Genomic DNA, 23,819 nt, shown 5'->3' with positions numbered 1-23,819 from the left:
AGGGGGGATAAAGCCCGCCGACTGCGGTCAATACTACAATTATCCCTTGGCGAACTGCAGTCGCGAAGGTTGATGATAAGAGGGCTCGCCGTCGACTGCCGCTTCTCCTCGTTCGGCGCGACGGCGGGTTCTTTTTGTGCCTCCGGCCCCTTCAGGCGTCAGGATGCCTGGTTCAGACGCTTGAACTTCATGAAGTAGACCCCCGTCGTCACGAAAGAGAGGACGATGGCGGTCCAGAGGAGCTCCACGCCGCCCGGCTGCTCCAGGAAGAGCAGGAGGATGGCCAGATAATAAACGAACGTAGTCAGCTTGCCGTAGACGTTGGCCGGAACGGTGCGCATCCCGCGAAAATGAAAAAACGCCGAGCTGGCGATCATTCCGACCTCGCGTACCCCCATCGTGATCGCCGCCGACCAAGGGATCTCCCCCCCGACGAGCAGCGCGGCCACGACCGAGAGCATCATCAGCTTGTCCGCCAGCGGATCGAGCATGATGCCGGTCAAAGTGATCTGCCCGCTTCGGCGAGCGATATAGCCGTCCAGCAAGTCAGTCAGGCCGGCCACCAATATCACGAGCAGCGCCGACACCCGATGATCGTTCATATACAGCGATATGAACAGGGGGATCATGACGAATCGGGACATCGTCAGCAGATTAGGTATATTCATCCCGGATTCTCCCCCATCTCTCAAAGTTCCCCATTAATTATACCGCTCGGCCTACCGGGCGTAAACCGATTCGACAATACCTGTCTTCCGCAGACAAAACGAAAGCTCCCCGCTTGCAGGCGGGGAGCCTTCATGACGGTCGCCTAAGGCCGGTGCAGGCGTCAGTCGCCGCTCGCGAACACGAGATCGTACATATGTCTCCATGTATTCCAGTCGAATACATCCGACCATTGCTGCTTGCCTAGCACCACATATCCGATGGCTAGGCCGGCGATCAGCGCCGCCACGCAGAGCACCGGGATGAACAAGATCTTGACGCTAGTCCAGACAATCAGCAGCAAGAGTCGTCCCGCGGATCGCTTGGGCTTGTCCGTCGGACGCTTGGTTGCTGTCACGATTGATCCTCCTTATAGGAAAAAAAAAAACGATACAAACGCTACCTATTCTAAGCGCAATACGCTATCCGCGCAAGTTGGTCGCCATCTGCATCATCTGGTCGCCGGAGGACAACGCCCGGGCGCTCAGCTGATAAGCGCGCTGAACGTTCACGAGATCCGCGATCTCGTCGGTCAGATTGACGTTGGATTGCTCGGTGAATCCTTGGCGCACCGATACGCCGCCCGTGGTCTCCGGGGAGGCCTGAATATCGGCGACGACATCCTGGACGTTCACGTTCGACGGGACGCCGTAGAGGTTGTCGGCGACGGCTTGGAGCAGCTCGGGCTTCGTCACCTGCACCAGCTTCAGCTTGCCGAGCTCCACCTGCTCGGTTCCGTTCGGCAGGCGGGCGGTGATCGTCCCGTCCGCGGCGATGATCATCTCGTAGCCGTTCGGCACGCGGATGAAGTCTTCCTGCCCGTCTACGTTCGCCACCACCGGGTAACCCGAATTCGTGGTGAGGAGCCGGTCGCCTTGATCGGTCGGCTTCAACTGGAAGGCGCCCTGGCGCGTGAACGCCCGCGCGCTGTCGATCGAACCGCCCGAACGGACTTCGAACAGGGCATTGCCCGCAATGGCGACGTCCGTCGGAATGTCGGTCTGCTGCATGGCGCCTTGGGCCATATCCAGCTGTTGGGCGACCACGCGCGCGCCCCAGCCCTGCGTATAGCCGAGCGGAGAACGGCGGCCGGGCTGCAGGAAGCTCTGCTCATGCGGTTGAATATTGGTCAGTATATCTTCGAAGACGGCGCTCTTCCGCTTGTAGCCGGTCGTATTGACGTTGGCGATATTGCCCGCCAGGATGTCCAGCTTCTGCTGAAGCGCTCCGAGCGATGCGGCTGCGCCGATCACGGAGTTGTTCATGGATGCTCCCCCTCGTTATCAGACCTTGCCGACTTCGTTGACCGCCTTGTCCAAGCTGCGGTCGTAGTACTGCACGATTTTCTGATTGGCCTCATAGGCGCGCAAGGCGGACATCATGTCCACCATGGACTGCGAGGCGTCTACGTTGGATCGCTCCAGGAATCCCTGCCGGATCTCGACACGCTCGCCCTGCTGCACGAGACGGATGCCGCCCGGGTCGCCTGCGTAGCGGAACTTGCCGTCGCCTTCGCGGACGAGCAGGTTGGGGTTGACGACCTCCGTCAGCATCAGCTGAGGATCGCCGTCCAGCGGCTGCTGCGTCTGGTTGTCGACCAGGCGTCCGTCCGCCGTGACCGCGACGTTGTCCCACGACGCCGTCACCCGGATCGGTTGTCCGTCGCTGCCGAGCACCTGCATGCCGTCGGCGGTGACGAGGGTGCCGTCCGCGATCGTGCGGAAGCTGCCGTCGCGCGTATAGCGCTGTTCGCCGTCGCCGTTGCGGACGGTGAAGAAGGCTTGAGGCTGATAAGTGACCTCGCCGTTGGCGGCGACGAACTTGCCCGACGCGTCGAACGTCCGGCCGTTCACCAGAATGTCGGAGACGAGCGCCATATCCTGGCTGCGGGCCGTCTCGACCATATCGCCTTGACCGAGGTTCATAAGATTCTCTTCGGCGAATACGCCGGTGTTGAGCTTGCCGATCGTGCCGGAAGGCGGATTCGCGCCGCCCATGGCCGAGAGCAGCATCTCGGGGAAGGCGCGGTTGACCGAGCTGGTCCCTTTGTAGCCGGGAGTATTCAAGTTGGCGACGTTGTTCGTCACCGTGTCGTGGCGTCTCTGCTCGGCGATCATTCCCGCTGCCGCCGTGTATAACCCTCTAAGCATGATTTCCCTCCCTGTTCGTCCGGACCGTCGTCCGTTGGTTCCTGATCCTAAGTTGATCGCTTGCCGGACACCGGATCCCCGGCCCGGCCCGCAGCGACGCCGATCAGCGCCTGCGGGCCATCTTGTCCAGGTGATCCAGCATGATGCCGGTGCCCTTCACGACGCAATGCATCGGATCTTCCGCGATGAGCACCGGCACCTTCAGCTCGTCCGCCAGCAGCGCGTCCAGACCGTCCAGCAGCGCGCCGCCGCCGGTCAGAATGACGCCCCGGTCGATGATATCGGCCGAGAGCTCCGGCGGGGTGCGCTCCAGCACGGACTTCGCCGACGCGACGATGGACGATACCGGCTCCCATAAGGCTTCGCGCACCTCGTCGGAGTGGATCGTCACCGTCAGCGGCAGGCCGGACACCATGTCACGGCCGCGAATATCCAGCTCCTCGTTGCGGCCGCCGGCGTATACCGTACCGATCTTGATCTTGATGTCTTCGCTCGTCCGCTCGCCGATAAGGAGCTTATACTTGTTCTTTATGTACTTCATGATCGCGGCGTCGAACTTGTCCCCCGCGACTTTAAGAGAAGAGGCGGTCACGACGTCGCCCATCGATAGGACGGCTACATCCGTCGTTCCTCCGCCGATATCCACTACCATATTGCCGCTGGGCTGGAAGATATCCATGCCCGCGCCGATCGCGGCAGCCTTCGGCTCCTCCTCGAGGAAGACCTCCTTGGCGCCGCTTCTCTCCGCCGCTTCGCGAATCGCCTTCTGCTCGACGGACGTAATGTTCGTAGGCGCGCAGATCAGGATGCGGGGACGGCTGTACCAATTGCGCCCGCCGACGCGCTGAATGAACGCCTTAAGCATCATATCGGTCACTTCGAAGTCCGCGATGACCCCGTCCTTCAACGGACGGATGGCCACGATATTGCCCGGCGTGCGGCCGACCATGCGGCGCGCGTCTTCCCCGACGGCCAATACCCTGCGGCTATCGCTCTCGATGGCGACTACGGACGGTTCATCGAGCACGACGCCCCTGCCTTTTACGTGAATCGATACATTGGCCGTGCCCAAATCAATTCCGATGTCTTTGCTGAACATGTTCCGTGAATCCCCCACCGCGATGGATTGACCGTTGCTCCATATGGCGACGCTTCCGCTCGGATCCGGGCCGGTTCCGGCGCCGATCTCAAGCGTGAAACGGCATTACAGGCCGCTGTCGTATTGTATAGCATTTATTATTCGCCATCGTTCGGGAAAATCCTCTTTCAAATCCCGTCTCAAAGTAAAATTATACCTTAACGGCTGTCAGAACTTCCCGTTTTTTGACGGTCGTCTTCTTGTACTTGATCTTCGTCGCTTCTCCTCCCCTCAGGTGCCGGATGGACTTGTGATACTCCAGAATGTGCTTGACCTGGTCGGCCAAGTCCGGGTTGATCTCCGGCAGCCGCTCGGTTAGGTCTTTATGCACTGTGCTTTTGGAGACGCCGAATTCTTTGGCGATCGTCCGTACCGTGTTGCGCGTCTCGACGATGCACCGGCCGATCTTGATGGTCCGTTCTTTGATGTAATCGTGCACGCTCCCGCCTCCCTGCTCGAATAGATTGGTACATTATATGAGGGGCGCGGTCACTTATTCTTTGTTGCCAAGCCTGACAAGCCTAGAAAGTCCAAATTCGCCGGGACTAAAGGTCCCGGATCGCGCAAGAAGTGAACCCAAAGTCCTATATATAGCCGTGTTTCCGCCTATCCGGCTTAAACGCCCGGCCAACAGTAAAAAGGCTTCGCGGTCTTCCCGGAAGCGGCGACGCATGATGATCGTGAGACGTATCCGCAAAGGAACGGTGAGACTGGATGGGTGAGGCCTTTACTTTCGGACACGTAAAAAACACGTATGACCTTACCAGGTCACAGGCTATAATGAAAATTGCGACAGGCTAATAGGATCCTCCAACGCCGACCGAACANNTGGGAGCCAAATAAGTTGTACGAATACAATTTATTGGGAACAGGCACCACGAGAAAGCAACATGAGAAAGAACCACCATCAAGCACCATCGGCGAGCACCACCGGACAGGTCCCAGCCGATGAATTCCGGGCGACCTTTGCCCAACCGAAGACGAATATTCCGTACGACTATTTGGTGTGTAAGCCCTGAAAGCGATAATGACCAAGACCCATTTTCATAAAAAAGACGGGGCAAGCCCCGTCCTTTCGCTTCGCGCTTCTCCTTCTATATCCATGGCTTAGGCCTCAAGCCTCGATCAGGCCCCGATCCGGCACCGAACGGACGATCACGACGCCCGCTCCCCGCTGAAGTCGATATCGTAAGCAAGGAGGGTTCCCGGCCGCCGCTTATTTCACGCTCGCATTTCCAAACGCAAAAAAACCGCCGACCCTAGAGATCACTCTAGGATCGGCGGCCGGAAAGAGGTTGCTAGACGCGATTACTCTGCTTTGATCAGCGAGCTCGGGTCTACCGATTGACCGTTGCTCAGCACTTCGAAGTGAACGTGAACGCCTTCGCTCTTCTCCATCTCGCTCTGACCGGCAGCGCCGAGCAGATCGCCTTGCTTCACTTCGTCGCCGGTTTTGACTTTCAGCTCGGACAGGCTTTGATAGACCGTCGTCAGGCCGTTCGGATGCTTGATTTGCACCTCGTAGCCGTTGATCGGAGTCTGTTCGGCCACCATGACCTTGCCGCTCATCGCCGCTTTGACGTCGAAAGCCTTGCCGTCCTTACTCGCCAGGTCGATCGCCGTATGCGGCGTGAACTGGTTCTCGTACTGCACCATTGCGGCAGCCTTCTGGTCTTCCGATCCGTTCGCGTCATAGAACGGAAGCGAGACGCTGAGCTGGTCGCGGTTCGTGACCGGCCAACGGAGCGTTTCCCCGTTCGCTGCGGCCGGCACCGCGTCCGGACTTGCGTCGCCTTCAGCCGTAGCGCCGTTTTCGATCCCCGAGCTTGCGACGTCCTGCGACTTGTTTTTGTCGCCGGTGCCGGCATTCAGCCAGAGGACCGTTACGATGATTGCTGCTGCGGCCATGTACAGGGCAGGAAATACCCACCGCTTGGAGAAAAACCGTTTCCACGCTGAAGGCCTAGCAGACGATCCTACTACCGACTTTGGAGACTCTTCGATCTTGCGTGTTTTGTTTTGATCATTCATTTTTTATCACCTCAGTAAGCAAGTGTTACCAGGTGATAGCTTTTTATACGTGCCGATTTGCAAGATTGCAAACTTTAAAGCTTCGAAGGCTCTGCCTCCTCCGGTCGTAGCTTCGAAACTTCCTTAATCTGGGCGCCGGTATAATAGTGCGATACGATCTGTTCGGCCGTCGCGCCCGCCTTGGCCATGCCCTCCGCGCCCCACTGGCTCATGCCCACGCCGTGACCGCTGCCATAGGTCGTGATGACGATCTGGTTCTTGCTCACCGCCCAGTCGAAGGCCGCGGAGCGCAGACCCAAACGCTTGCGGATCTGATCGCCGGTCAACTGCTTGCCGCCCACGGTGGCGGTGCGCACGCGATGGCCCTCCGTCCAGGCGTCGATGCGGATCGCGGGCCGTTTGCCTACGCCCGTCAACGTCGCTAGCGTCTGCACGCCGAGCTTTCGATAGAATGCGCTTAAGGACATCTCTACCGTTTCTTTCGCGCGAGGCGAATCTTCCTTGTCCCAGGGACTGTCCACGACTTGGAGGTAAGGCAGCTGCATCGGGAACACTTCCTTGGAATTCTCGGTGTAGCCGTTGCTCGCCGAGAAATAGAGCGCCTCGATCGGCGCGCCGCCGTAAACGAGAACCAATCCGCGGGTTTGGCGGACTGCCTGTTCGACTTTGGCCCAGCCGTCGGCGTCGTTCCGCTTCAACTGGTCCATCTGGTCGGCCGAACGGTAGACTTGGTGCGTGACCGTATCGGTGACGTCCGCGCCGCGAACGGGCACGCCCGTCCGATCGTTCAGCCAGAGTCGCCGCAATAGATAGGTTCTCGCCGCGATCGCCTGCGCCTCCAACGCCGCCGGCTCGAAGCTCGCGGGCATCTCGGCCGCGACGACCCCTCTCACGTACGCCTCGAGCGGTACCCGCTCCACGCGCTTCTCCTTTGTTAGATAGACTCGTACGAGAATCGGACTCTCCTCCCCGGACGGCTTCACGTCCGCGACGGAGGGAAATGCGGACGCACCCGCGCCTCCCGCGGAGCCGGCTTGTCCGCTTGCGGCCGGCGCTTTGCCGCCCTCTCCTGCCCCGCCCGGGGCAACGGCGCCGCCGGCTCCCCCCGCGCCTCCTGCGCTCGTCTCTCCCGTGATAGCAGCGCCTGTTCCGTTCTGTACGTCCATTCGGCCGGGCCACCCCGCCCCCGTCTCCGCTAGGGCGCTAGCATCCAGACGCTCGCCGCCGGTACCCGCATGCAAGACCAGCCAAAGGATGCCCGCCATCGCGACGCCGCCTGTGAAGGCCGATGCGGCGAGCCGCTGTCTGCGCGCGTTCTTCCTCTTCGTGCGAATCCTCATCGTCCACCTCCGGTTGTAAGTCCGTTGTTCCGACTGCTTACAACCTATGAATAAATGCGAGACGATAGAACCGTTCGGTAGAGGGGACGGCAACACCCCGCTTCACGTCTGCCATATGCGGCCCATGCGCCATACGTTCGCCGTTTGGCTGGGCTATCGTTTCTCCATGATGCTAGGACGATCCGAAAGCTCGGCCTTCCGCCGATCTGACGATCATCCATTTTTCATCGCCGCGTCTTTTACGAATAATCTAGGCAACCTGCGATTCGCGTGCTATATTGGTGCTAGACGAAGAACGTCCTTTCCCAGCTTCCCGGCTGGCGACAAGGGCGTTCTTTTTTTCGTAATGGAGGGTTGACGATGGGCTTTGAGGAAGCGCACGAGACGTTTGTCAATGACTCCCGCTTAACGTTCGTTTGAAGCGGGAGCTTGTGACGACCCGATCGTGCTTACGTCTTTCGACTCCGATCTTTTGGCGTTTCTTACGAAACGTGGTGTCACATCCACGATAGACAAGCGCCTATCGATGGGCAGATTGACGGCTGCCCTGCAAACGCAGTCATGCTGCGCCTGCACCTTCGAGAAGGTATTGTTGGCCTTTGCGCACCAGATTCATCGCAGCGACACGGTCATCGTTGCTTCGATAGCCGCAGACTTGGCAGCAGAAGCGGTGTTTGCGCTTGTCCCGGTTCCCCTTCCCGAGACGACAGCCTTTGGGGCAGGCTTGTGAGGTGTATTTCGGGTCCACCGCGATCGCCATCGATCCTGCAAGCTGTGCCTTGTATGTCACCATCTGTCGCAGTTGGCGGAACGCCCACGATACCGTCACATAGCGGTCTTTAACCCTGGCTTTCTCCGTCATCTGACGGACACCTGTCAAATCTTCGAGGACAAACAACGTATTGGCGCCATATCGGGCGACGAGTGCCTTGCTGACCTGATGGTTCACATCGGTCATCCAACGGTTTTCACGTTGCCCCATACGTTTGAGTTTGCGGCGGGAGGAAGGCGTTTTCTTCTGCTGCAGCTCTTGACGAAGCCGCTTGTAGCTGGCCCGTTTGCGTTTCAGCGCCCTGCCGTGAAAGAAGACGGTCTTGCCGCCCGTGTCGTAGGCGGTCGCGACAAAGTTGATGCCTAGATCGATACCTACAATATTCGTGATATCCTCTGGCTGCGGTGCAGTGATTTCTTTTGACATTGGGATGTGCAGAAACCACTTTCGCTGCTTCTGGACCAGCTTCGCCGTGCCGAAGGTCCACGAGCCGTCGAAGTAGGTTTCCATGCCTTTCGTTTCGAAGGGGACTTTGATGCGTCCCTGCAGCGTGTTCACGGAAAACAAACTCGAGGTTAGTGAATAATCCCTGTTCCATACCAGGTCGTATTCCGGTTTCTGAAACTGCACGCGTACCCAGTTGTGACTGTTGCTCCGAATCGCCTTGTATCGAGCGATCACGGTTTTCATCACCGACTGAGCCATCTGGGAACGTAGGCCGAGCGTGACGCGAAGGGTCCGATAAGTCTTTTGGTGCAGAGCAGGCTGTTTTAACTCTCTTGTGTCGAACACGACGGCAGATACGAGATTGCAGCCCTGGCGGTAAGCAAGGATGGTATCCTGTAGGGCATGGATTTGGCTTTTTGCGCTTGATCTTGACTTTCCCCGTCACCGTTACGATCATATGTTCGCCTCCCTTCCATGCTGATTATAGCATATTTGGGAGGACCCGGCACAAGTATAACAACAGTCAGGCTTGCGCCTGACGCACATTCCTCCCCCTTGCAGAAGCGGGAGTATGCGCAGTTTGATGAAGCCGCCGGTGGATCGCGTCGTGCTGGCAGAGAAGGAAACCGTGAAGCTGGCCTTCTTTCTGGCTCGGCCGATTCGGCCGATCGACGTCGTCGAGCATTTCGGTATGAATCACCGCACCGCCGTTAAGATTCTCGAGTCTCTATGCGCCAAAGGCTACCTGCGGAGAATCCCCCACGGCAAAGGGGACCGTCACGTCCAATACGAGCTCATTCAGGGATGGTCGAAGTGGATGAGCTAAAGAATGGTTAGTGGGTGGGCGTGTGATGTATAGGTAGAATTGGTGGGCTGGTCGGACGTGTGGTGCGGGAGTTGGATTTGTTGGAGTTCGTATGTGTGATGCGGTAGATCGGTTGACTAATTGGATGTTCGATGCTGGAGTAGGATCGGATGACTGGTTGGACGTGTGGTGCGGGAGTTGGATTTGTTGGAGTTCGATTGTGTGGTGCGGCTGATCGGTTGACTAATCGGATGTTCGATGCAACTTGTTCGCCTCGAAAAGGAGCTTACTCCACTTTTTCGCAAAATAAGATGTACTTTTTACAACATATTCGCTGAAATCGCGATTTTTATGCAAAATAAGTTGTACTTTTGCAACATAATGACGATCAAGACTCGTCTGAGAAAAGGGAACTGTTGGATTGGGGGTTCGCAGCGCTGCGACCGCAACAAAAAAACCCCGCGCCAAGGCGCTGGGGCTGTGTACACCTTACATATAGGGATAAATGCCAAGACGTTACGCCAACGTGGGATGCACGCGCAGCATCGCGACGTCGGCCAGCGGACGCTCGTCGACTTCGATCACGGCGACCGGGCGGCGAACAGTCACATGCTCGACAGTCACATGCTCGACAACCGCATGCTCGGCCGCCTCGGCGAGCACTTCCTCGGGGGAAGGCGCGCGGTAGACGTCCGCGCCCAGCGCGGCCAGCTTGCCGACGATGTCCATGTAGCCGCGGTCGATATGATGCACGCCCGTGACTTCCGTCACGCCGTCAGCGGCGAGCCCGGCGCAGATCAGCGCCGCGCCTGCCCGCAGGTCCGTTGCGCACACTTGCGCGCCTACGAGCTTGGAGCTGCCGGAGATGATCGCCGTACGGCCGTCCACCTTAATATCGGCGCCCATCTTCGCCAGCTCCTCGACGTGCATATAGCGGTTCTCGAAGACCGTCTCGGTGACGATGCTCGTGCCCTCCGACCGGAGCAGGAGCGCCATCATCTGGGCCTGCATGTCGGTCGGGAAGCCCGGATAAGGCAGCGTCTTCACGTCGACCGCGCGCAGCTGCCGCGGAGCGGATACGCGAATGCCGTTCTCGTCGCATTCCACGCTCGCGCCCATCTCCTCCAGCTTAGCGACGACAGGGCCGAGATGGTCGCGGATCGCGCCTTCTACGTAGACATCGCCGCCGGTAACGGCCGCGGCGATCATATAGGTACCCGCTTCGACGCGGTCCGGAATGACCGTATGAACGACGCCCTTCAGGCGTTCCACGCCTTCGATCCGGATGACGCCGGTACCGGCGCCGCGGACTTTAGCGCCCATCGCGTTCAAGAAGTTGGCCAAGTCGACGATCTCCGGTTCCTTGGCGGCATTCTCGATGAGCGTCGTGCCTTCCGCCGTAGCGGCAGCCATCATGATATTCTCGGTGGCGCCTACGCTGGCGACATCGAGGTAGATCCGCGCCCCGTGCAGTCGGCCGTTCACGCGCGCTTCGATGGAGCCCTGGCCGAAGCCGATCTCCGCGCCCATGGCCTCGAAGCCCTTCAGGTGCTGATCGATCGGACGCGTGCCGATGGCGCAGCCGCCCGGCAGCGAGATCTTCACCTTGCCGAGGCGCGCCAAGAGCGGACCCATGACGAGGAAGGAAGCCCGCATCTTGCGGACCAATTCGTACGGCGCTTCATACGAAGCAAGCCGATCCGCGTGCAGAGAGACGCGCGTATCGTGCTGCTGCGCGCGAACCCCCAGAGCCGCGAGCACCTGCAAAATGTTAGTTACATCGTCCAAGGCGGGCACGTCATGAATGACGCACGATCCCTCTTCGGCCAACAATGCGGCGGCGAGGATCGGTAGGACGGAATTTTTAGCGCCGTGTACGCGGACTGTCCCAGTAAGGGGACGGCCGCCGCGGACGATGATTTTGCTCATGGGTGGTTCCCTCCGCGGGTGTAGAATCATTTCGGTAACCGTTAAAATTTTCCGATGCCGGTCCCGAAAAACCCAAATTTCATCATACCATTGCCCAATGGGTTGGCACAAGCGGCATCTTTTGACAATGTTTCCGGTCTTGTTCGCCAGAATTTGACTTCCGACGAGCGCTTTTTCGCCTTATGACCCATTGTTGGCATTTCGATGCGGCGTTATTCGACTTTCGGGACCGTTCACTCGGACAAGAATAACCATTTGAGCGCCGTCGTCCAGTTCCAGTAATCGAGGACGAAAGCGGCCAGCAGATGCCCCAGGATGATCGCCAAAAAGAGCTGGAGCAATCGGGCGCGCGGGCTGCGGGGATGCCGGATGAACTGGTCCCATTTGACCTCCTGCAGCAAGACCCAGCTGACGGCCACGAATCCTAAGGTGACGAAGATGGAAAATAATCCGTCCCATCCGACCGAGCTATATACGCTTTCCATGAACGGGTCGTTCTCCTTCCTTGCTACAACAACCGGGACAGCAGGACCGCCCACTCCGCCCGGGTAATGGTTCGTTCCGGACCGAAGGTGCCGTCCGCGTAGCCGGACAGCCAGCCTTTCCCGGCCAGCGTCTCGATCTCCGCCGCCGCCCAATCGTTCGCCGCCACGTCGGTGAACAGCCTGCGGCTGGCGAGAGATGCCTTCCAGCCTTTGGCTTTGGCCAGGTAGTACGCGGCTTCAGCCCGAGTCAAGAGCCGGTTGGGCTCCAGCTTGCGGCCGTCGTACCGCTGCAGCCAGCCTGCGGCATCCGCCTCGGCGATCGCCGCGTAAGCCCAGTGGGTGCGTCCGACGTCCGCGAACCGCAGGGCGCCAGCCCGCGCTCCCGCTCCCTTCGCATCCGGAGGCGCCGCTCGGACCAGGGCGGCGATCGCTTCCGCCCGGGTGAGCCTTCGGTCGGGCCCGAAGACGTTAGGCCCGATTCCTCGCAGCCAGCCGGCCTTCGCAACCGCTGCGATCGGTTGTTCCGCCCAATGGCCCGCCGTGTCCCCGAAAGCCGCTCCCGAAGCCTTCGGCTGCACGCTTAGCTCGTAATAAGGGGACCGAAACGCGTGATCGGCCTCCACCTTCAAGTAATACGAGCCGGCCTTGAGCGACTTGACCGCCTGGATCCCGGACCGCTCCGGATCGCTGCTCCACAAATCCAAGGACTGAAGCTGCTTATCCGAGAGGGTGAGCGTCGCGGACGTGCCTGACGGAATGCCGGTCAGACCGAACTGCAGCTCCTGGTTCCGGTCCAATGTGAACCGGAACCAATCCTCATCGCCTTCTTCATCGATGAGCCCTTTGGCGGCGATGCCCGCCTTCACGGCGATCGTCGTCGCCGTGAGCGGTCCGTCGTTGGGCTCGTTGGGATCTTCGTCTGGTGTAATGTATTCCATTCGCACCGTATAGGTCCCTATCACGGGTTCCGGCTTGTCGGTGACGGCGTTGCGGATCTTTATGTAGTATTTGCCGGCCTTCGCATGGGTCAGCGTGACCGTCTCGGGTTCGCCGTCCCCGTTCGCATCCGTCTCTTCCGCTTTGTCGTCGGATGCCAATCGCACGGTCACCGCCGGATCGATCCGGGTCGTGTCCGGATTGACGACGATCTTCAGCGTCCCCGCCCGAGGGAGCGTCACTACCGACCAATCCTCGTCGCCTCGCGTATCGAAGTTGCCGGTCCAGCGCTGGCTCCGAGGCGACAGCGTGTAAGCCGTTAGCGCCGTATTGTTCGGCTCCATCTCGTCCGGCGCCATGCGAAAGTCGGACTCGAGCCGATAAGCGAGCGATCCGCTCTTGGAAGAGCCCTCCGCCTTCAAGTAGTATTTGCCTTTGGCGACTTTCCACTCCGCCTTCAGCGAACCTGCGCCGACGTTCGCGATCGCTTTGGTGCCATTCTCGGGATAGAGCGCGAGTCTCGGGCGAACGCCGCCGCTCCGGCTCGCATCCGTCGTCGCTTGGACGGCGAGCCGTCCTTCGTACGGCACGTCGACGACATACATATCCGCGTCGTCCTTCCCGTACCAGGCGGCGGATACTTCTGTCCCGATCGGGAAGGGCGACGCGGTCGTCCGCGATCCGTTCGGCTCGCGCCAGTCCGCGACTTCTTCGGCGGAGACCGCCAAGTCCGCCCGCAGCAGGCCGTACCCGGTGGCGCGGTCCCAGCCCTTGGCGGAGATATCCTCCGCCGTCCGCCGCATCGTCTCGCGCAGCTGCGCCGGCTTCCAGTCCGGATGCGCCGCCTTCAGCAGGGCGATCGCTCCCGCCGCTTGGGGCGCCGCCATGGACGTGCCCGAAGTGACGGTCGTCCCGCCGCCCGGCGCCAGCGTATCCACCTGCCAAGCGGCCGCGAGGTCGATCTCCGGACCGCCCGTGGAGTTGCCCTGCGCCTTGCGGCCGTCCGCGCCGGCGACCGCCAGCACCGTCGGATACGCGGCCGGGTACTGCACGGCCGCCTTCCCGCCGAACGTCGCGGCATCGTTGCCGCTCGCCGCGACGAGCACGACGCCCTTCGATTCGGCCAGCCGGACCACTTCCCGCATCTGCGGCGCGTCCCGCCGCAACCCCAGCGACAGTACGACGATGTCCGCCCCGTGATCGATGGCGTAGCGGATGCCGTCCGCGAGATGGCGCTCGTCGCCTTCCCCGTTCCGGTCCAGCGCCTTGATCGGCATCAGCTTCGCCTGCCAGCTCGCCGACCCGCCGGCCGACTCGGCCGCTTCCGCGATCGCGGCCAAGATGCCCGCGACCGCCGTTCCGTGGCCGTTGTCGTCTTGGGGCGGCCTGCCTTCGTTCAGCAGGTTGACGCCGTCCGTCAGCAGACCGGACAGAGCCGGATGCTTCAAGTCTATGCCGGTATCCACGATCGCAATCGTCCCGGTCACGTCCCGCTGCAGTTGCTTCCAGGCTTCGGGAATGCCGATGACGTCGAGGAATGCCGGCTCCCGCGCGGCGACTGCGGCGGCTGACGGCTGCGCGGCCTCCGCCAGGGCGGAGGCTTCGAGCGCAGGGGCGGCCGCCAGCGCCTGCGTCCAGAAGGGCGGAGGCAGCGTCGCCGCGGCCGCCATGCAGGGCAAGACGCCCAACAGCGCATGGCGGGCCGCCTCTCTTATCGTTCTTCGTTCTCGCTTCATTTTGCCACGCCCTTGACCGTCATTGTGAAGTTATGAGTATGTACCCACATTTCAACGGTCCGGCAACACTTCTGGGAGAATTCGCATGCGTCCGCTTGCCGGTTATACATAAAACTTCGATTTTCGACACGAATTCCCTCCTTTTTCCGTTAAAAAGAGGTCTTAAGTCGCAATGCGCAAGAGGTATCCGCCTACTCCGAGAGGACAACTCGTCGAGATCCTCGCCGCAGACGCTCGAAAGCCGGTCCGCCCGCCTGTCCGGGAGCGTAACCGGCTTCCGCGTCATCCGCGTCTATCCGTTGCGTTACAACAAGCGCGCTAGAACAGGAAATCTGCCAGAATCGAGAAGACGTCGTCGATCCATCCCATGAACAGCTTTGGCAGCACGCCGAGCGCCAAGGTCGCCGCCACGCTGAGCCAGATGACGATGCCCGCGGGCACGGGAACGCGCAGTCCCTGATCCGTATCGCCGCTGCGCATGTACATCTGCCGGATGAACGAGAAGTAGACGTAGTAGGACACGACCGTCGTCGCCAGCAAGAGCGCCGCCAGCCAATACGCCCGCGTCTGTACGGTACCGAACAGAATGAACAGCTTCCCGAAGAAGCCGCCCGTTACCGGCAAGCCGGCCAGCGAGCAGAGCAGCACCGTCATCCCGCCGGCCGTCCAAGGCGCCCGGTGATACAAGCCGGCGAACGCCGATACCGCCTCGTCCCCCTTTTCTCTCGCGATGACCGAGAGCACCGCGAACGCGCCGACGTTCATGAATACGTATGCGACCAGGTAATAGAAAAATTCCGAGAACAAGGAAGCATGCAGATTCGAAACGTCGAGCGAGAGCGGTACGAGCAGGATCCCGGCGTTGGCCACGCCGGAGAGGGCGAGCAGCCGCTTCGCGTGATGCTGCCTAAGCGCGCCAGTCGTGCCGACGACCATCGCGGCGGCTGCCAGGACGGCGAGCGCGAGAAACAGATCGTCCCTCACGGCGCTGCCGTTAATCTGATCGGACGCATACATCGCGGTATTGAGGAAAATACGGTAGAGCATGGCGAACGCCGCGCCCTTGGCGACGACCGCCAAGAAGGACGTCACCGGCGTCGGCGCGCCTTGGTAGACGTCCGGCGCCCAAGCGTGGAACGGCGCGAGCGCCAGCTTCAGCGCGAAGCCTCCGATCATCAGGAAGAAGGCCACGTACACCATCGCCCGGTAATCCGCGAGCGCGGGGCCGATGCCTTGGCCGATCGCGGAGAGGCTCGTCGATCCGGTCACGCCGTACAGGAACGACATGCCGTAGAGGATGAACGCCGAAGCCGTGCCGCCCGTCACGTAATACTTGAACGCCGCTTCGCTGGACAGTCCGCTCGTCTTCCGCGCCGCGACCAGAACGTAGGAGGTGATGCTGAGCAACTCTAGCCCCACGAATAGGGTGATCAGGTCCCCGGAGGAGGACATGACCATCGCGCCGAGCACGGCGGGCAGCACCAAGTAATAGAATTCTCCCTTGATCGGCATCTCGGCTTGGCGGATCGTCCCGAGCGAGGCGAGAACGATCAGGAAGGTCGCGGCGAGGAACGCCAGCTTCAAGAGATTGCCGAAGTCGTCCACGCGGTAGCTGCCGCCGAGCAAGCTGTGCGCCGCGCTCGCCGCGCCCCCGGCGTGCAGATCGTACATCTGCCACCCGACGAAGACGCCCGCCGCCGCCAGCCCCAGCAAGGACAGCCAGCCGACGAGATCCCGGTTCGTCCGGTTCGGCAGCATCAGGTCGAGCACGGCCAGCGCGATCGTGAAAGCGGCCAGCGTGATCTCGGGGGCCAGATACCAGGTATCGCTCCATTGCAGTGTGTTCACGGCTCAGCCCCCCGCCTTCGTCGATAGTTGTTTGAGCAGGCCGTCGAACCCGTGCTGCATGAGGTCCGTGAGGAGCGACGGATAGACGCCGAGCACCAGGATGACCGCGGCGAGCGCCACCATCGGCAGCGCCTCGACGAACCGGGCGTCCTTCATGCCGATGAACCGTTCGGGCATCGGCCCGAACGTGATGCCCAGCACGCTGCGCAGCACGTACACCGCCGCCAGCAGGACGCCGAGCGCGCCGACGGCGGTCAGCGCCTTCATCGAGCCGAACAGCCCGAGGAAGGCGAGGAACTCCCCGACGAACCCCGATAGCCCGGGGAGGCCCAGCGAGGCGAGACCCGCCGTCAGCAGGATGCCCGCCGTGAACGGCACGCTGCGCGCCAGGCCGCCGAGCTCATCCAGTTTGGTCGTCCCGGTGCGCTCGTACAGCGTCCCTACCACGAGGAACAGCAGCGCGGAGATGAGACCGTGCGAGACCGCTTGGTAGATCGCGCCTTGCAGGCCGATCTCGTTCAGCGACGCGATGCCGAGCAGCACGATGCCCATATGGCTGATACTGGAGTAGGCCAGCACCAGCTTGAACTCCTTTTGCGCGCAGGCCAGGACGGCTCCGTACAAGATGTTGATGACGCCTAGTGTCGCGAGCACGGGCGCCCAGGCGTCCAACTGCTCGGGCAGCAGGAACGCGCCGAACCGGATCAAGCCGTACACGCCCATCTTGAGCAGGATGCCCGAGTGGATCATGACGACGGACGGCGGCGCCTCCGTATGCACCTTGAGCATCCAGGTATGGAACGGGAAGATCGGCAGCTTGATGCCGAAGGCGATGAGCAGCAGGACGAACGCCGTCCACTTGAGCGAATCGGACAAGTACATGGCGTTGCCGGGCTGCGCGATGTTCGCCGGCGCGTTCGGATCGCTGAGGTGCGCGAGCAGCACCTCGTAGTCGCCGGTGAACGAGAAGGCGTTGCCCCCTGCTGTCGCCGCCTCGGCGGAGAAGCCGAGCGTGGCGATCAGGATCAGGAACGCGAACAGCATGAACGCCGAGCCGAGCCCGTTGTAAAGGAGGAAGCGGTTCGCCGCCTTCTCCCGGCCGAAGTATCCCCAGATGCCGATGAGGAAGAACATCGGGATGAGGGTCAGTTCGAAGAAGATGAAGAACAGCGTCAGGTCCCGCGCGAGGAACACGCCGTACATGCCCGTCTGCAGCAGCAGGAACAGCGCGTAGTACGTTTTCCAGCGCTTGCGGATATGGACCGACGCGATCGCCGCCATCAGCGAGACGACGCCCGTCAGCAGGACGAGCGGCAGCGAGATGCCGTCGATCCCGAGCCGGTAATCGAACACCAGTCGGTACGAAGCGACCGCGGCGTCCGGTCCCCAGGCTTCGGCGTTCAGGGGGATCGACAGCCACGTGAAGTGCTCCGCGAACGCCTTCCCGCCGAGGATCGGCTCGTAGCCGGCGAACAGCCAGGCCGACAGGATCAGCGGAATCGCCGTGAACGCGAGCGCGACGCCCCGGGGCCATGTGCTCCGGCGCCCCGGGAGGAAGAGCAGCAGGACCGCGCCGGCGAGCGGAATCAAGGCGATCAGCGATAAGACCGGAATGTCCTTCAGCATTACCAGAACCTCCTTCCGGCGATCGCCACGACCAGGACGACGAGGGCGAGGAGCCCGGCCAGTCCATAGGTCTGCAGCTGCCCGTTCTGCAGCCGCGTGTTCAACTTGCCGATCCCGTTGGCGGCCGCCCCTACGAGACGCACCGCGCCGTCGACCACATGCGTATCGAAGGCGGTCAGCGCGTCGCCCAGCGCGCGAAGGGGCCGGACGAACAGCCAAGCGTACAGCTCGTCGATATAGTACTTGCGCTCCAGCAGCCTAACGACGCCCGGCAAACGCGAGGACAGGACGTCCCTGCGCACGGCCCCTTTGACGTAGACGAGCCAGCCGATATAGAACCCGAGCAGTCCGACCGCGACCGATACGACGATCGCCAGCGCGCTCGCGTGGTCGGCTTCCGCGTTGCCCGTCAGCCATTGCCCGAGCCAGCCGTTCCATGGCGTGTTCGCGAATCCGGCGACGACGGCCAGCGCGGCCAGCACCAGGAGCGGGAACGTCATGACGCCAGGGGATTCCTTGGCCTGGGCGCCGTGCTCTCCCCTTGGCTTGCCGAAGAAGACGAGGAAGAACAGCCTCGACATATAGAGCGCCGTGAAGAACGCGGCGATCGCGCCTACGACGAACAGCCACGGCCGGTCCGCGAGCGCGGCGGCCAGAATCGCGTCCTTCGACCAGAAGCCGGCGAGCGGCGGAATGCCCGAGAGCGACAGCGCGCCGATCCCGAACGTCCACGCCGTGATCTTCATGCGCCGGCCGAGCCCGCCCATCTCGCGGATGTCTTGGGTATGTACCGCATGAATGACGCTCCCCGCGCCCAGGAAGAGCAGTGCTTTGAAGAACGCATGGGTGAACAGATGGAACATCGCGCCCGGCACGGAACCGACGCCCAGCGCGAGCATCATGTACCCGAGCTGGCTCACCGTCGAATAGGCGAGCACGCGCTTGATATCGTTCTGCGCCAGTCCGATCGTGGCCGCGAAGATCGCCGTGAACGCCCCGATGATCGCGACGGTATCCATCGCGGCCTGCGAAGCCTCGAACACGTCGAACGTCCGCACGACCAGGAACACGCCGGCCGCCACCATCGTCGCCGCATGGATCAGCGCGCTGATGGGCGTCGGCCCCTCCATCGCGTCGGGCAACCAGACGTGCAGCGGGAACTGGCCCGACTTGCCCGCGGCGCCCAGGAAGATCAAGAGCGCGATAAGGGTCGTGATGCCGAGAGAGATCGTGCCGCCGTTCTGAGGGTCGAAGACGTTGTGCAGCGAGACGAAATCGAGCGCGTGATCCGGCATGTACCAGAACAGCAGCAGAATCGCGATCAGTAGGCCGATGTCCCCGATCCGGGTGACGATGAACGCCTTCTTGGCGGCTGCCTTCGCCTCCGGCTTCTGGTACCAGAAGCCGACGAGCAGGAACGAGCAGACGCCGACCAGCTCCCAAAAGATGTAGAGCAGCAGCAGATTGTCGGCGAGCACGAGCCCCAGCATGGAGAACGTGAACAGCGACACGTAGGCGAAGAAGACCGAGATGCGGTCGTCTCCCTTCATGTATCCGAGCGAGTAGAGGTTGACGAGAAACGCGACCAGCGTCACGACCACGAGCATCAGCGCGGCGAGATTCGTCACCTCGAAGCCGAAAGGCAGCGAAAAGTCGCCGATCCGCAGCCACTCGTATCCGCCTCTGTAGTCTTCCGCCGCGCCGGTCATCCGCTCGATGGCGATCACCAGAGACAGCACCAGAGAGAGGAACGTCCCGGCGGTCGCGAGCCAAGCGCCGGTCCGGCTGAGCGATCGGCCGAACGCCGTCAGGACGGCGAAGGCGACGAACGGGAACGCGGGGACGAGCCAGGCGTATGGAGAGAACACCGTTGCCATGCCGTTACCTCCTCAACTCGTCGAATTCGTCCGCATTGACCGTAGCTTTGCTCCTGTACAGCACGATGAGCACCGCGATGCCGACGGCCGCTTCCGCGGCGGCGACCGTCATCGTGAACAGCGAGAAGATCTGTCCCGTGAGCGCCGGGTTCACCCCGTATTTGGAGAAGGCGACCAGGTTCAAGTTCACGGCGTTCAGCATGAGTTCGATCGACAGCAGGACGATGATGGCGTTGCGCTTCGTGAGAACGCCGTAGAATCCGATGCAGAACAATACCGCAGCCAGCGTCAGATAGGATGCGAGCATGCTCACGGCTTCTCCTCCTCTCTCTTCGCCAGGGCGACCGCGCCGATGAAGGCGACGGTGAGGAGCACCGAGACGAGCTCGAACGGAATCGCGTACGCGGAGTAGAGCAGCTTGCCGATCTCCAGCGTATTGTTATCGGGCAGCTTGGCCGCGGGCAGCGGAAAGCTCGCCGCCCGGATCGCGTAGAACAGAATCCCGAACAGGCACAGGCATCCGATCGCGGCCAGCGTCTCCAGCAGCGGCCGGCTCCGGGCCTTCTCTTCGTCTTGATGCTTCGTCATCATGATGCCGAAGATCATCAAGATCGTCACCGCGCCTACGTAGAGCAGCACCTGGACGAACGCGACGAATTCGGCCTGCAGCAGAATGAACAATCCCGCCAGGGAGACGAAGGTGAAGGCCAGGGACAGCGCCATGTGCACCACTTTGGCGAAGTTGATCGCGAGCACCGCTCCGACGATCGCGCAGACCGACAGGAGGAAGAATGCGAAGAATTCGCCGGTAAAATCGATGTTGAAGTTAAGCAAGGGTTATTTCGCGCCTCCCTTCTGAGGAGCGCCGATGTTGTTGTTGTCCTGGCGAATATTCTCGTTGTTCTCGTACAGCCAGTCGCGGTCCTTGAACAGCTCGTCGCGGCTGTACGAGGCCAGCTCGAAGTTGTTCGTCATGACGATCGCCTCCGTTGGGCATACCTCGGTGCAGAGGTCGCACAGGATGCAGATCTCGAAGTTGATGTCGAACGTGTCGATGACCTTGCCCTTTTTCTCCGGATCGGGGTTCGCCTTCCCGGTCAGGGTGATGCAGTCCGTCGGGCAGATGCGCGCGCATTGGTTGCAGACGATGCAGAGATCCGGCTCGAAATATTGAATGCCCCGGAACCGGTCCGGCATCTCGATCGGCACATCCGGATACTTCAGCGTGACCTTCTTGGCGCCCAACGTCTTCAGCGTGACTCCGAGTCCTTTGACAATGCCCGTTCCCTTCATCTCGTCAGCCTCCCTTGCCGAATACTTCAATGCCGATCGCGGTTAGGAAAATGTTCAGGATGGCCAGCGGGAGGAGCACCTTCCAGGCCAGCCCCATGAGCTGGTCGACGCGCAGCCGAGGGAGCGTGGCGCGAATCCAGAACAGGAAGAAGACGATGCAAGCGAACTTGAGCGCGAACCAGATCAGCCCGGGGATGAAGTCCAGCTGCGGCAGCGGCGGATTCCATCCGCCTAGGAACAGGATGGTCGCGAGACAAGCGATCGCATAGACGTAAATGTACTCCGACAGCATGAAGAAGGCGAAGCGGAAGCCGCTGTACTCCACGTGGTAGCCGGCCACGAGCTCGGACTCCGCCTCCGGCAGGTCGAACGGCGTCCGGTTCAGCTCCGATACGGCCGCGATGACGAAGACGACGAAGCCGATGATCTGCGGAATGAAGTTCCACTGCCAGAAGTACTCGCCCTGGTACGCGACGATGTCGCGCAGGTTGAGACTTCCCGTCATCATCGTCAGTCCGACGACCGACATGACGAGCGGCACTTCGTAGCTGATCATCTGCGCCGCCGAGCGCATCCCGCCGAGCAGGGCGTACTTGTTGTTCGACGCCCAGCCCCCGATGACGATCGCGATCGTCGTGACGCCGGACAAGGCGATGTAGTACAGAAAGCCGACGTTCACGTCGGCGAACTGCAGCTTCAAGCCGTACGGAATAATGGCCAATACGAGAAACGAAGGCACGAACGCCAGCACCGGCGCGAGGATGAACAGCTTCCGGTCGGCCTTGGCCGGGACGGTGTCCTCCTTCAGCAGCAGCTTGGCGACGTCGACGACCGATTGCAGCAGGCCGAACGGGCCGACGCGGTTCGGCCCCCGGCGATATTGCATCCAGCCGATGACCTTGCGTTCGAAGTAGATGGCATAGGTTACGAACAGGATCACGACGGCCAGCACCGCAATGGCGCCCAGCAGATAGATGCCCGCGTGCCCCCAGCTGATCGGATCGTTCCAGAACCGCTGCATCAGCAGTCCACCTCCCCGAGCACGATATCGATGCCTCCGAGTATGGTTACGAGATTCGTCATGTTCTCGCCGATGAGCAGCTTGGGCAGAATCTGCAGATTGACGAACGACGGCCGGCGGAACTTGAGCCTGAACGGCTCGGCCTTGCCCTTCGAGACGATGTAGCAGCCGATCTCGCCGCGCGGCGACTCGATGCGCGCGTAGACTTCGCCGGCGGGCGGACGGATGACCCGGGGCACCTTGCCCATCGTCTCTCCGTCGCCGGGGAACTGCTCCAGCGCCTGATCGAGAATGCGCAGGCTCTGCTTCAGCTCTTCCATTCGGACGAGATAGCGGTCGTAGCAGTCGCCGTTCCGCCCGACGGGAACGTCGAATTCGAACCGGTCGTAGAGACTGTAGGGCTCGTTCTTGCGCAGGTCCCACTTCACGCCGGTCGAGCGCAGATTCGCGCCGGACAAGCCGTACGCGATCGCGGTGGCCGCGTCGTATTGGCCGACGCCCTTGATCCGCGACAGGAAAATCTCGTTGCCGCTTACGAGACTATGATATTCGTCCAGCTTGCCGTACATGTACTTGACGAGATCCTTGACTTTGTCGATCCAGCCTTCGGGGGCGTCCCACTTGACCCCGCCTACCCGCATATAGTTATAAGTCAGGCGCGCGCCGCACAGCTCGTTGAACAGCGAGAGGATGCGCTCGCGGTCGTTGAACGCGTAGAGGAACGGGCTCAGGGCGCCGATATCGAGCAGATAAGTGCCCCACCAGACGAGATGGCTCGCCACCCGCTGCATCTCCATGACGATCAGCCGCATGAATTCGGCGCGCTCCGGCACCTCGATGCCCATCAGCTTCTCGACGGCATGCACGAGCACGTAGTTGTTGGTCATCGCCGAGACATAGTCCATGCGGTCGGTATAAGGAATAATCTGCGTATAATTGAGATTCTCGGCCAGCTTCTCGGTGCCGCGGTGCAAGTAACCCATAACCGGCGTCGCTTCGGTGATGATCTCGCCGTCCAGCTTGACGATGATCCGGAACACCCCGTGGGTGCTCGGATGCTGGGGCCCGACGTTAAGCAGCAATTCTTCGGTACGGATCACGTTCGGTTACACCTCCGGATCGAGCGGGACGTAGTCTTTGCGGAGCGGATGGCCGACCCAGTCGTCGGGCATCATGATGCGCCGAAGATCGGGATGTCCGGGAAAATCGATGCCGAGCAGGTCGAAGATCTCCCGCTCGTTCCAGTTCGCCGTCTCCCAGACGGGCGTGACGGACGGGACGGACGGCCGTTCGCGGTCCGCGCGCACCTTGACGGCGTAGTTGTGACCGCTGGTCAGGCTAAGCAGGTGGTACACGACCTCCATGTACGTCTCGTGGTCCACGCCGGTCACGTTGCGCAGGTAGTCGATGTTCAGCTCTCCGTGGCTTTGGAACAACCGCGCCGCCTGCGGCCAGCGCTCGCTATGTAGGACCAGGGTGGGCAGGTGGTCGTTCGGCTCGTTGATGAACGCCTCGATCACGGCGTCCTCGCCGACCTGCTCGCGCAGCAACTGAACCGCCCGGTCGAGCCGCGGCTGATTCGGCGACGGCGGCGGTGGCGGCGGTGGCGGTGCAGCGCCTGCGTCGCCCGGCGGAGCGGCCGCAGCACCGGCAGCGCCGCCAGGCGCGGGCACAGCGTCC

The 23,819-nt window shown here is 61.5% G+C and carries 21 protein-coding genes and 2 pseudogenes; 1 reads left to right on the top strand and 22 read right to left on the bottom strand.

The annotated features are described in order from the left end of the window. Positions 1-158 precede the first annotated feature (158 nt). The 9 genes and pseudogenes from H7C19_RS07870 to H7C19_RS07830 all read right to left on the bottom strand — a co-directional run bounded on the left by H7C19_RS07870 (position 159) and on the right by H7C19_RS07830 (position 9,040). The gene (locus H7C19_RS07870; RefSeq protein ID WP_185142061.1) at positions 159-668 is read right to left on the bottom strand and encodes a CDP-alcohol phosphatidyltransferase family protein; all 510 of its coding nucleotides are present in this window, start codon (positions 666-668) and stop codon (positions 159-161) included. 161 nt (positions 669-829) lie between these two features. Further along, the gene (locus tag H7C19_RS07865) at positions 830-1,063 is read right to left on the bottom strand and encodes a DNA-directed RNA polymerase subunit beta (protein WP_313731474.1); all 234 of its coding nucleotides are present in this window, start codon (positions 1,061-1,063) and stop codon (positions 830-832) included. Between the two features lie 64 nt (positions 1,064-1,127). Continuing rightward, positions 1,128-1,970 carry a flagellar hook-basal body protein gene (locus tag H7C19_RS07860; RefSeq protein ID WP_185142060.1) on the bottom strand — a complete coding sequence of 281 codons (843 nt, stop codon included), beginning with the start codon at positions 1,968-1,970 and terminating at the stop codon, positions 1,128-1,130. Between the two features lie 18 nt (positions 1,971-1,988). Next, on the bottom strand, positions 1,989-2,855 hold the full coding sequence (locus tag H7C19_RS07855) for a flagellar hook-basal body protein (protein WP_185142058.1): 867 nt from the start codon (positions 2,853-2,855) through the stop codon (positions 1,989-1,991). A 103-nt stretch (positions 2,856-2,958) separates the two neighbouring features. Continuing rightward, positions 2,959-3,954 carry a rod shape-determining protein MreB gene (gene mreB, locus H7C19_RS07850; protein WP_185142056.1) on the bottom strand — a complete coding sequence of 332 codons (996 nt, stop codon included), beginning with the start codon at positions 3,952-3,954 and terminating at the stop codon, positions 2,959-2,961. Between the two features lie 190 nt (positions 3,955-4,144). Next, a complete protein-coding gene (spoIIID, locus tag H7C19_RS07845) occupies positions 4,145-4,432 on the bottom strand; it encodes a sporulation transcriptional regulator SpoIIID (RefSeq protein ID WP_185142055.1) in 288 nt (95 codons plus the stop codon). 869 nt (positions 4,433-5,301) lie between these two features. Next, positions 5,302-5,901, bottom strand: coding sequence for a M23 family metallopeptidase (locus H7C19_RS07840; RefSeq protein WP_246469370.1), 600 nt, complete (start codon positions 5,899-5,901; stop codon positions 5,302-5,304). A 197-nt stretch (positions 5,902-6,098) separates the two neighbouring features. Further along, entirely contained in the window at positions 6,099-7,364 is a 1,266-nt protein-coding gene (gene spoIID / locus H7C19_RS07835; protein ID WP_185142052.1) for a stage II sporulation protein D, read from the bottom strand. 559 nt (positions 7,365-7,923) lie between these two features. Continuing rightward, positions 7,924-9,040 (bottom strand): annotated as a pseudogene (locus H7C19_RS07830) (RNA-guided endonuclease InsQ/TnpB family protein). Between the two features lie 114 nt (positions 9,041-9,154). On the opposite strand from H7C19_RS07830, the gene H7C19_RS07825 reads away from it, so the two are divergent. Next, complete coding sequence (locus H7C19_RS07825; RefSeq protein WP_221469104.1) at positions 9,155-9,409, top strand: hypothetical protein; 255 nt, start codon at positions 9,155-9,157, stop codon at positions 9,407-9,409. A 495-nt stretch (positions 9,410-9,904) separates the two neighbouring features. Here H7C19_RS07825 and murA read toward each other — a convergent pair whose 3' ends face one another. The 13 genes and pseudogenes from murA to H7C19_RS07765 form a co-directional block, all read right to left on the bottom strand. Then, positions 9,905-11,317: a UDP-N-acetylglucosamine 1-carboxyvinyltransferase gene (gene murA, locus H7C19_RS07820; RefSeq protein WP_185142048.1), complete on the bottom strand. Its 1,413-nt coding sequence runs from the start codon at positions 11,315-11,317 to the stop codon at positions 9,905-9,907. Between the two features lie 233 nt (positions 11,318-11,550). Continuing rightward, positions 11,551-11,802, bottom strand: a complete 252-nt coding sequence (locus H7C19_RS07815; protein WP_185142046.1) for a DUF1146 family protein — start codon at positions 11,800-11,802, stop codon at positions 11,551-11,553. Positions 11,803-11,825: 23 nt separating this feature from the next. Next, the gene (locus tag H7C19_RS35685) at positions 11,826-12,740 is read right to left on the bottom strand and encodes an S-layer homology domain-containing protein (RefSeq protein WP_376775335.1); all 915 of its coding nucleotides are present in this window, start codon (positions 12,738-12,740) and stop codon (positions 11,826-11,828) included. A gap of 753 nt (positions 12,741-13,493) precedes the next feature. Further along, positions 13,494-14,408, bottom strand: a pseudogene (locus H7C19_RS35680) (S8 family serine peptidase); the annotation flags it as partial. Between the two features lie 384 nt (positions 14,409-14,792). Beyond that, on the bottom strand, positions 14,793-16,322 hold the full coding sequence (locus H7C19_RS07805; RefSeq protein WP_185142042.1) for an NADH-quinone oxidoreductase subunit N: 1,530 nt from the start codon (positions 16,320-16,322) through the stop codon (positions 14,793-14,795). A 3-nt stretch (positions 16,323-16,325) separates the two neighbouring features. Continuing rightward, positions 16,326-17,948, bottom strand: coding sequence for a complex I subunit 4 family protein (locus tag H7C19_RS07800; RefSeq protein WP_185142041.1), 1,623 nt, complete (start codon positions 17,946-17,948; stop codon positions 16,326-16,328). Further along, complete coding sequence (nuoL, locus tag H7C19_RS07795) at positions 17,948-19,825, bottom strand: NADH-quinone oxidoreductase subunit L (protein WP_185142039.1); 1,878 nt, start codon at positions 19,823-19,825, stop codon at positions 17,948-17,950. Before nuoL ends, H7C19_RS07800 begins: the two co-directional genes overlap by 1 nt. Positions 19,826-19,829: 4 nt before the next feature. Further along, complete coding sequence (gene nuoK / locus H7C19_RS07790) at positions 19,830-20,132, bottom strand: NADH-quinone oxidoreductase subunit NuoK (protein WP_185142113.1); 303 nt, start codon at positions 20,130-20,132, stop codon at positions 19,830-19,832. A 2-nt stretch (positions 20,133-20,134) separates the two neighbouring features. Beyond that, a complete protein-coding gene (locus H7C19_RS07785; RefSeq protein WP_185142037.1) occupies positions 20,135-20,659 on the bottom strand; it encodes an NADH-quinone oxidoreductase subunit J in 525 nt (174 codons plus the stop codon). A gap of 3 nt (positions 20,660-20,662) precedes the next feature. Further along, on the bottom strand, positions 20,663-21,118 hold the full coding sequence (gene nuoI / locus H7C19_RS07780) for an NADH-quinone oxidoreductase subunit NuoI (protein ID WP_185142035.1): 456 nt from the start codon (positions 21,116-21,118) through the stop codon (positions 20,663-20,665). 4 nt (positions 21,119-21,122) lie between these two features. Further along, positions 21,123-22,139 (bottom strand): NADH-quinone oxidoreductase subunit NuoH, encoded by a 1,017-nt coding sequence (gene nuoH, locus H7C19_RS07775; protein ID WP_185142033.1) that lies wholly within the window; start codon positions 22,137-22,139, stop codon positions 21,123-21,125. Further along, positions 22,139-23,239, bottom strand: coding sequence for an NADH-quinone oxidoreductase subunit D (locus tag H7C19_RS07770; protein ID WP_185142031.1), 1,101 nt, complete (start codon positions 23,237-23,239; stop codon positions 22,139-22,141). Before H7C19_RS07770 ends, nuoH begins: the two co-directional genes overlap by 1 nt. Before the next feature lie 6 nt (positions 23,240-23,245). Further along, on the bottom strand, positions 23,246-23,689 hold the full coding sequence (locus H7C19_RS07765) for an NADH-quinone oxidoreductase subunit C (RefSeq protein ID WP_185142030.1): 444 nt from the start codon (positions 23,687-23,689) through the stop codon (positions 23,246-23,248). Between the last annotated feature and the right edge of the window lie 130 nt (positions 23,690-23,819).

The organism is Cohnella nanjingensis (assembly GCF_014212125.1).
Taxonomy (GTDB): domain Bacteria; phylum Bacillota; class Bacilli; order Paenibacillales; family Paenibacillaceae; genus Cohnella; species Cohnella nanjingensis.
This window is presented reverse-complemented; position numbering and strand designations above follow the sequence as displayed.

What these genes read in the sequence shown, in the direction of transcription:
- H7C19_RS07870 (WP_185142061.1), bottom strand. Translation starts at nt 668, where the DNA reads ATGAATATACCTAATCTGCTGACGATGTCCCGATTCGTCATGATCCCC.
- H7C19_RS07860 (WP_185142060.1), bottom strand. Translation starts at nt 1,970, where the DNA reads ATGAACAACTCCGTGATCGGCGCAGCCGCATCGCTCGGAGCGCTTCAG.
- H7C19_RS07855 (WP_185142058.1), bottom strand. Translation starts at nt 2,855, where the DNA reads ATGCTTAGAGGGTTATACACGGCGGCAGCGGGAATGATCGCCGAGCAG.
- mreB (WP_185142056.1), bottom strand. Translation starts at nt 3,954, where the DNA reads ATGTTCAGCAAAGACATCGGAATTGATTTGGGCACGGCCAATGTATCG.
- H7C19_RS07840 (WP_246469370.1), bottom strand. Translation starts at nt 5,901, where the DNA reads ATGGCCGCAGCAGCAATCATCGTAACGGTCCTCTGGCTGAATGCCGGC.
- spoIID (WP_185142052.1), bottom strand. Translation starts at nt 7,364, where the DNA reads ATGAGGATTCGCACGAAGAGGAAGAACGCGCGCAGACAGCGGCTCGCC.
- H7C19_RS07825 (WP_221469104.1), top strand. Translation starts at nt 9,155, where the DNA reads ATGCGCAGTTTGATGAAGCCGCCGGTGGATCGCGTCGTGCTGGCAGAG.
- murA (WP_185142048.1), bottom strand. Translation starts at nt 11,317, where the DNA reads ATGAGCAAAATCATCGTCCGCGGCGGCCGTCCCCTTACTGGGACAGTC.
- H7C19_RS07815 (WP_185142046.1), bottom strand. Translation starts at nt 11,802, where the DNA reads ATGGAAAGCGTATATAGCTCGGTCGGATGGGACGGATTATTTTCCATC.
- H7C19_RS35685 (WP_376775335.1), bottom strand. Translation starts at nt 12,740, where the DNA reads ATGGAATACATTACACCAGACGAAGATCCCAACGAGCCCAACGACGGA.
- H7C19_RS07800 (WP_185142041.1), bottom strand. Translation starts at nt 17,948, where the DNA reads ATGCTGAAGGACATTCCGGTCTTATCGCTGATCGCCTTGATTCCGCTC.
- nuoL (WP_185142039.1), bottom strand. Translation starts at nt 19,825, where the DNA reads ATGGCAACGGTGTTCTCTCCATACGCCTGGCTCGTCCCCGCGTTCCCG.
- nuoK (WP_185142113.1), bottom strand. Translation starts at nt 20,132, where the DNA reads ATGCTCGCATCCTATCTGACGCTGGCTGCGGTATTGTTCTGCATCGGA.
- nuoI (WP_185142035.1), bottom strand. Translation starts at nt 21,118, where the DNA reads ATGAAGGGAACGGGCATTGTCAAAGGACTCGGAGTCACGCTGAAGACG.
- nuoH (WP_185142033.1), bottom strand. Translation starts at nt 22,139, where the DNA reads ATGCAGCGGTTCTGGAACGATCCGATCAGCTGGGGGCACGCGGGCATC.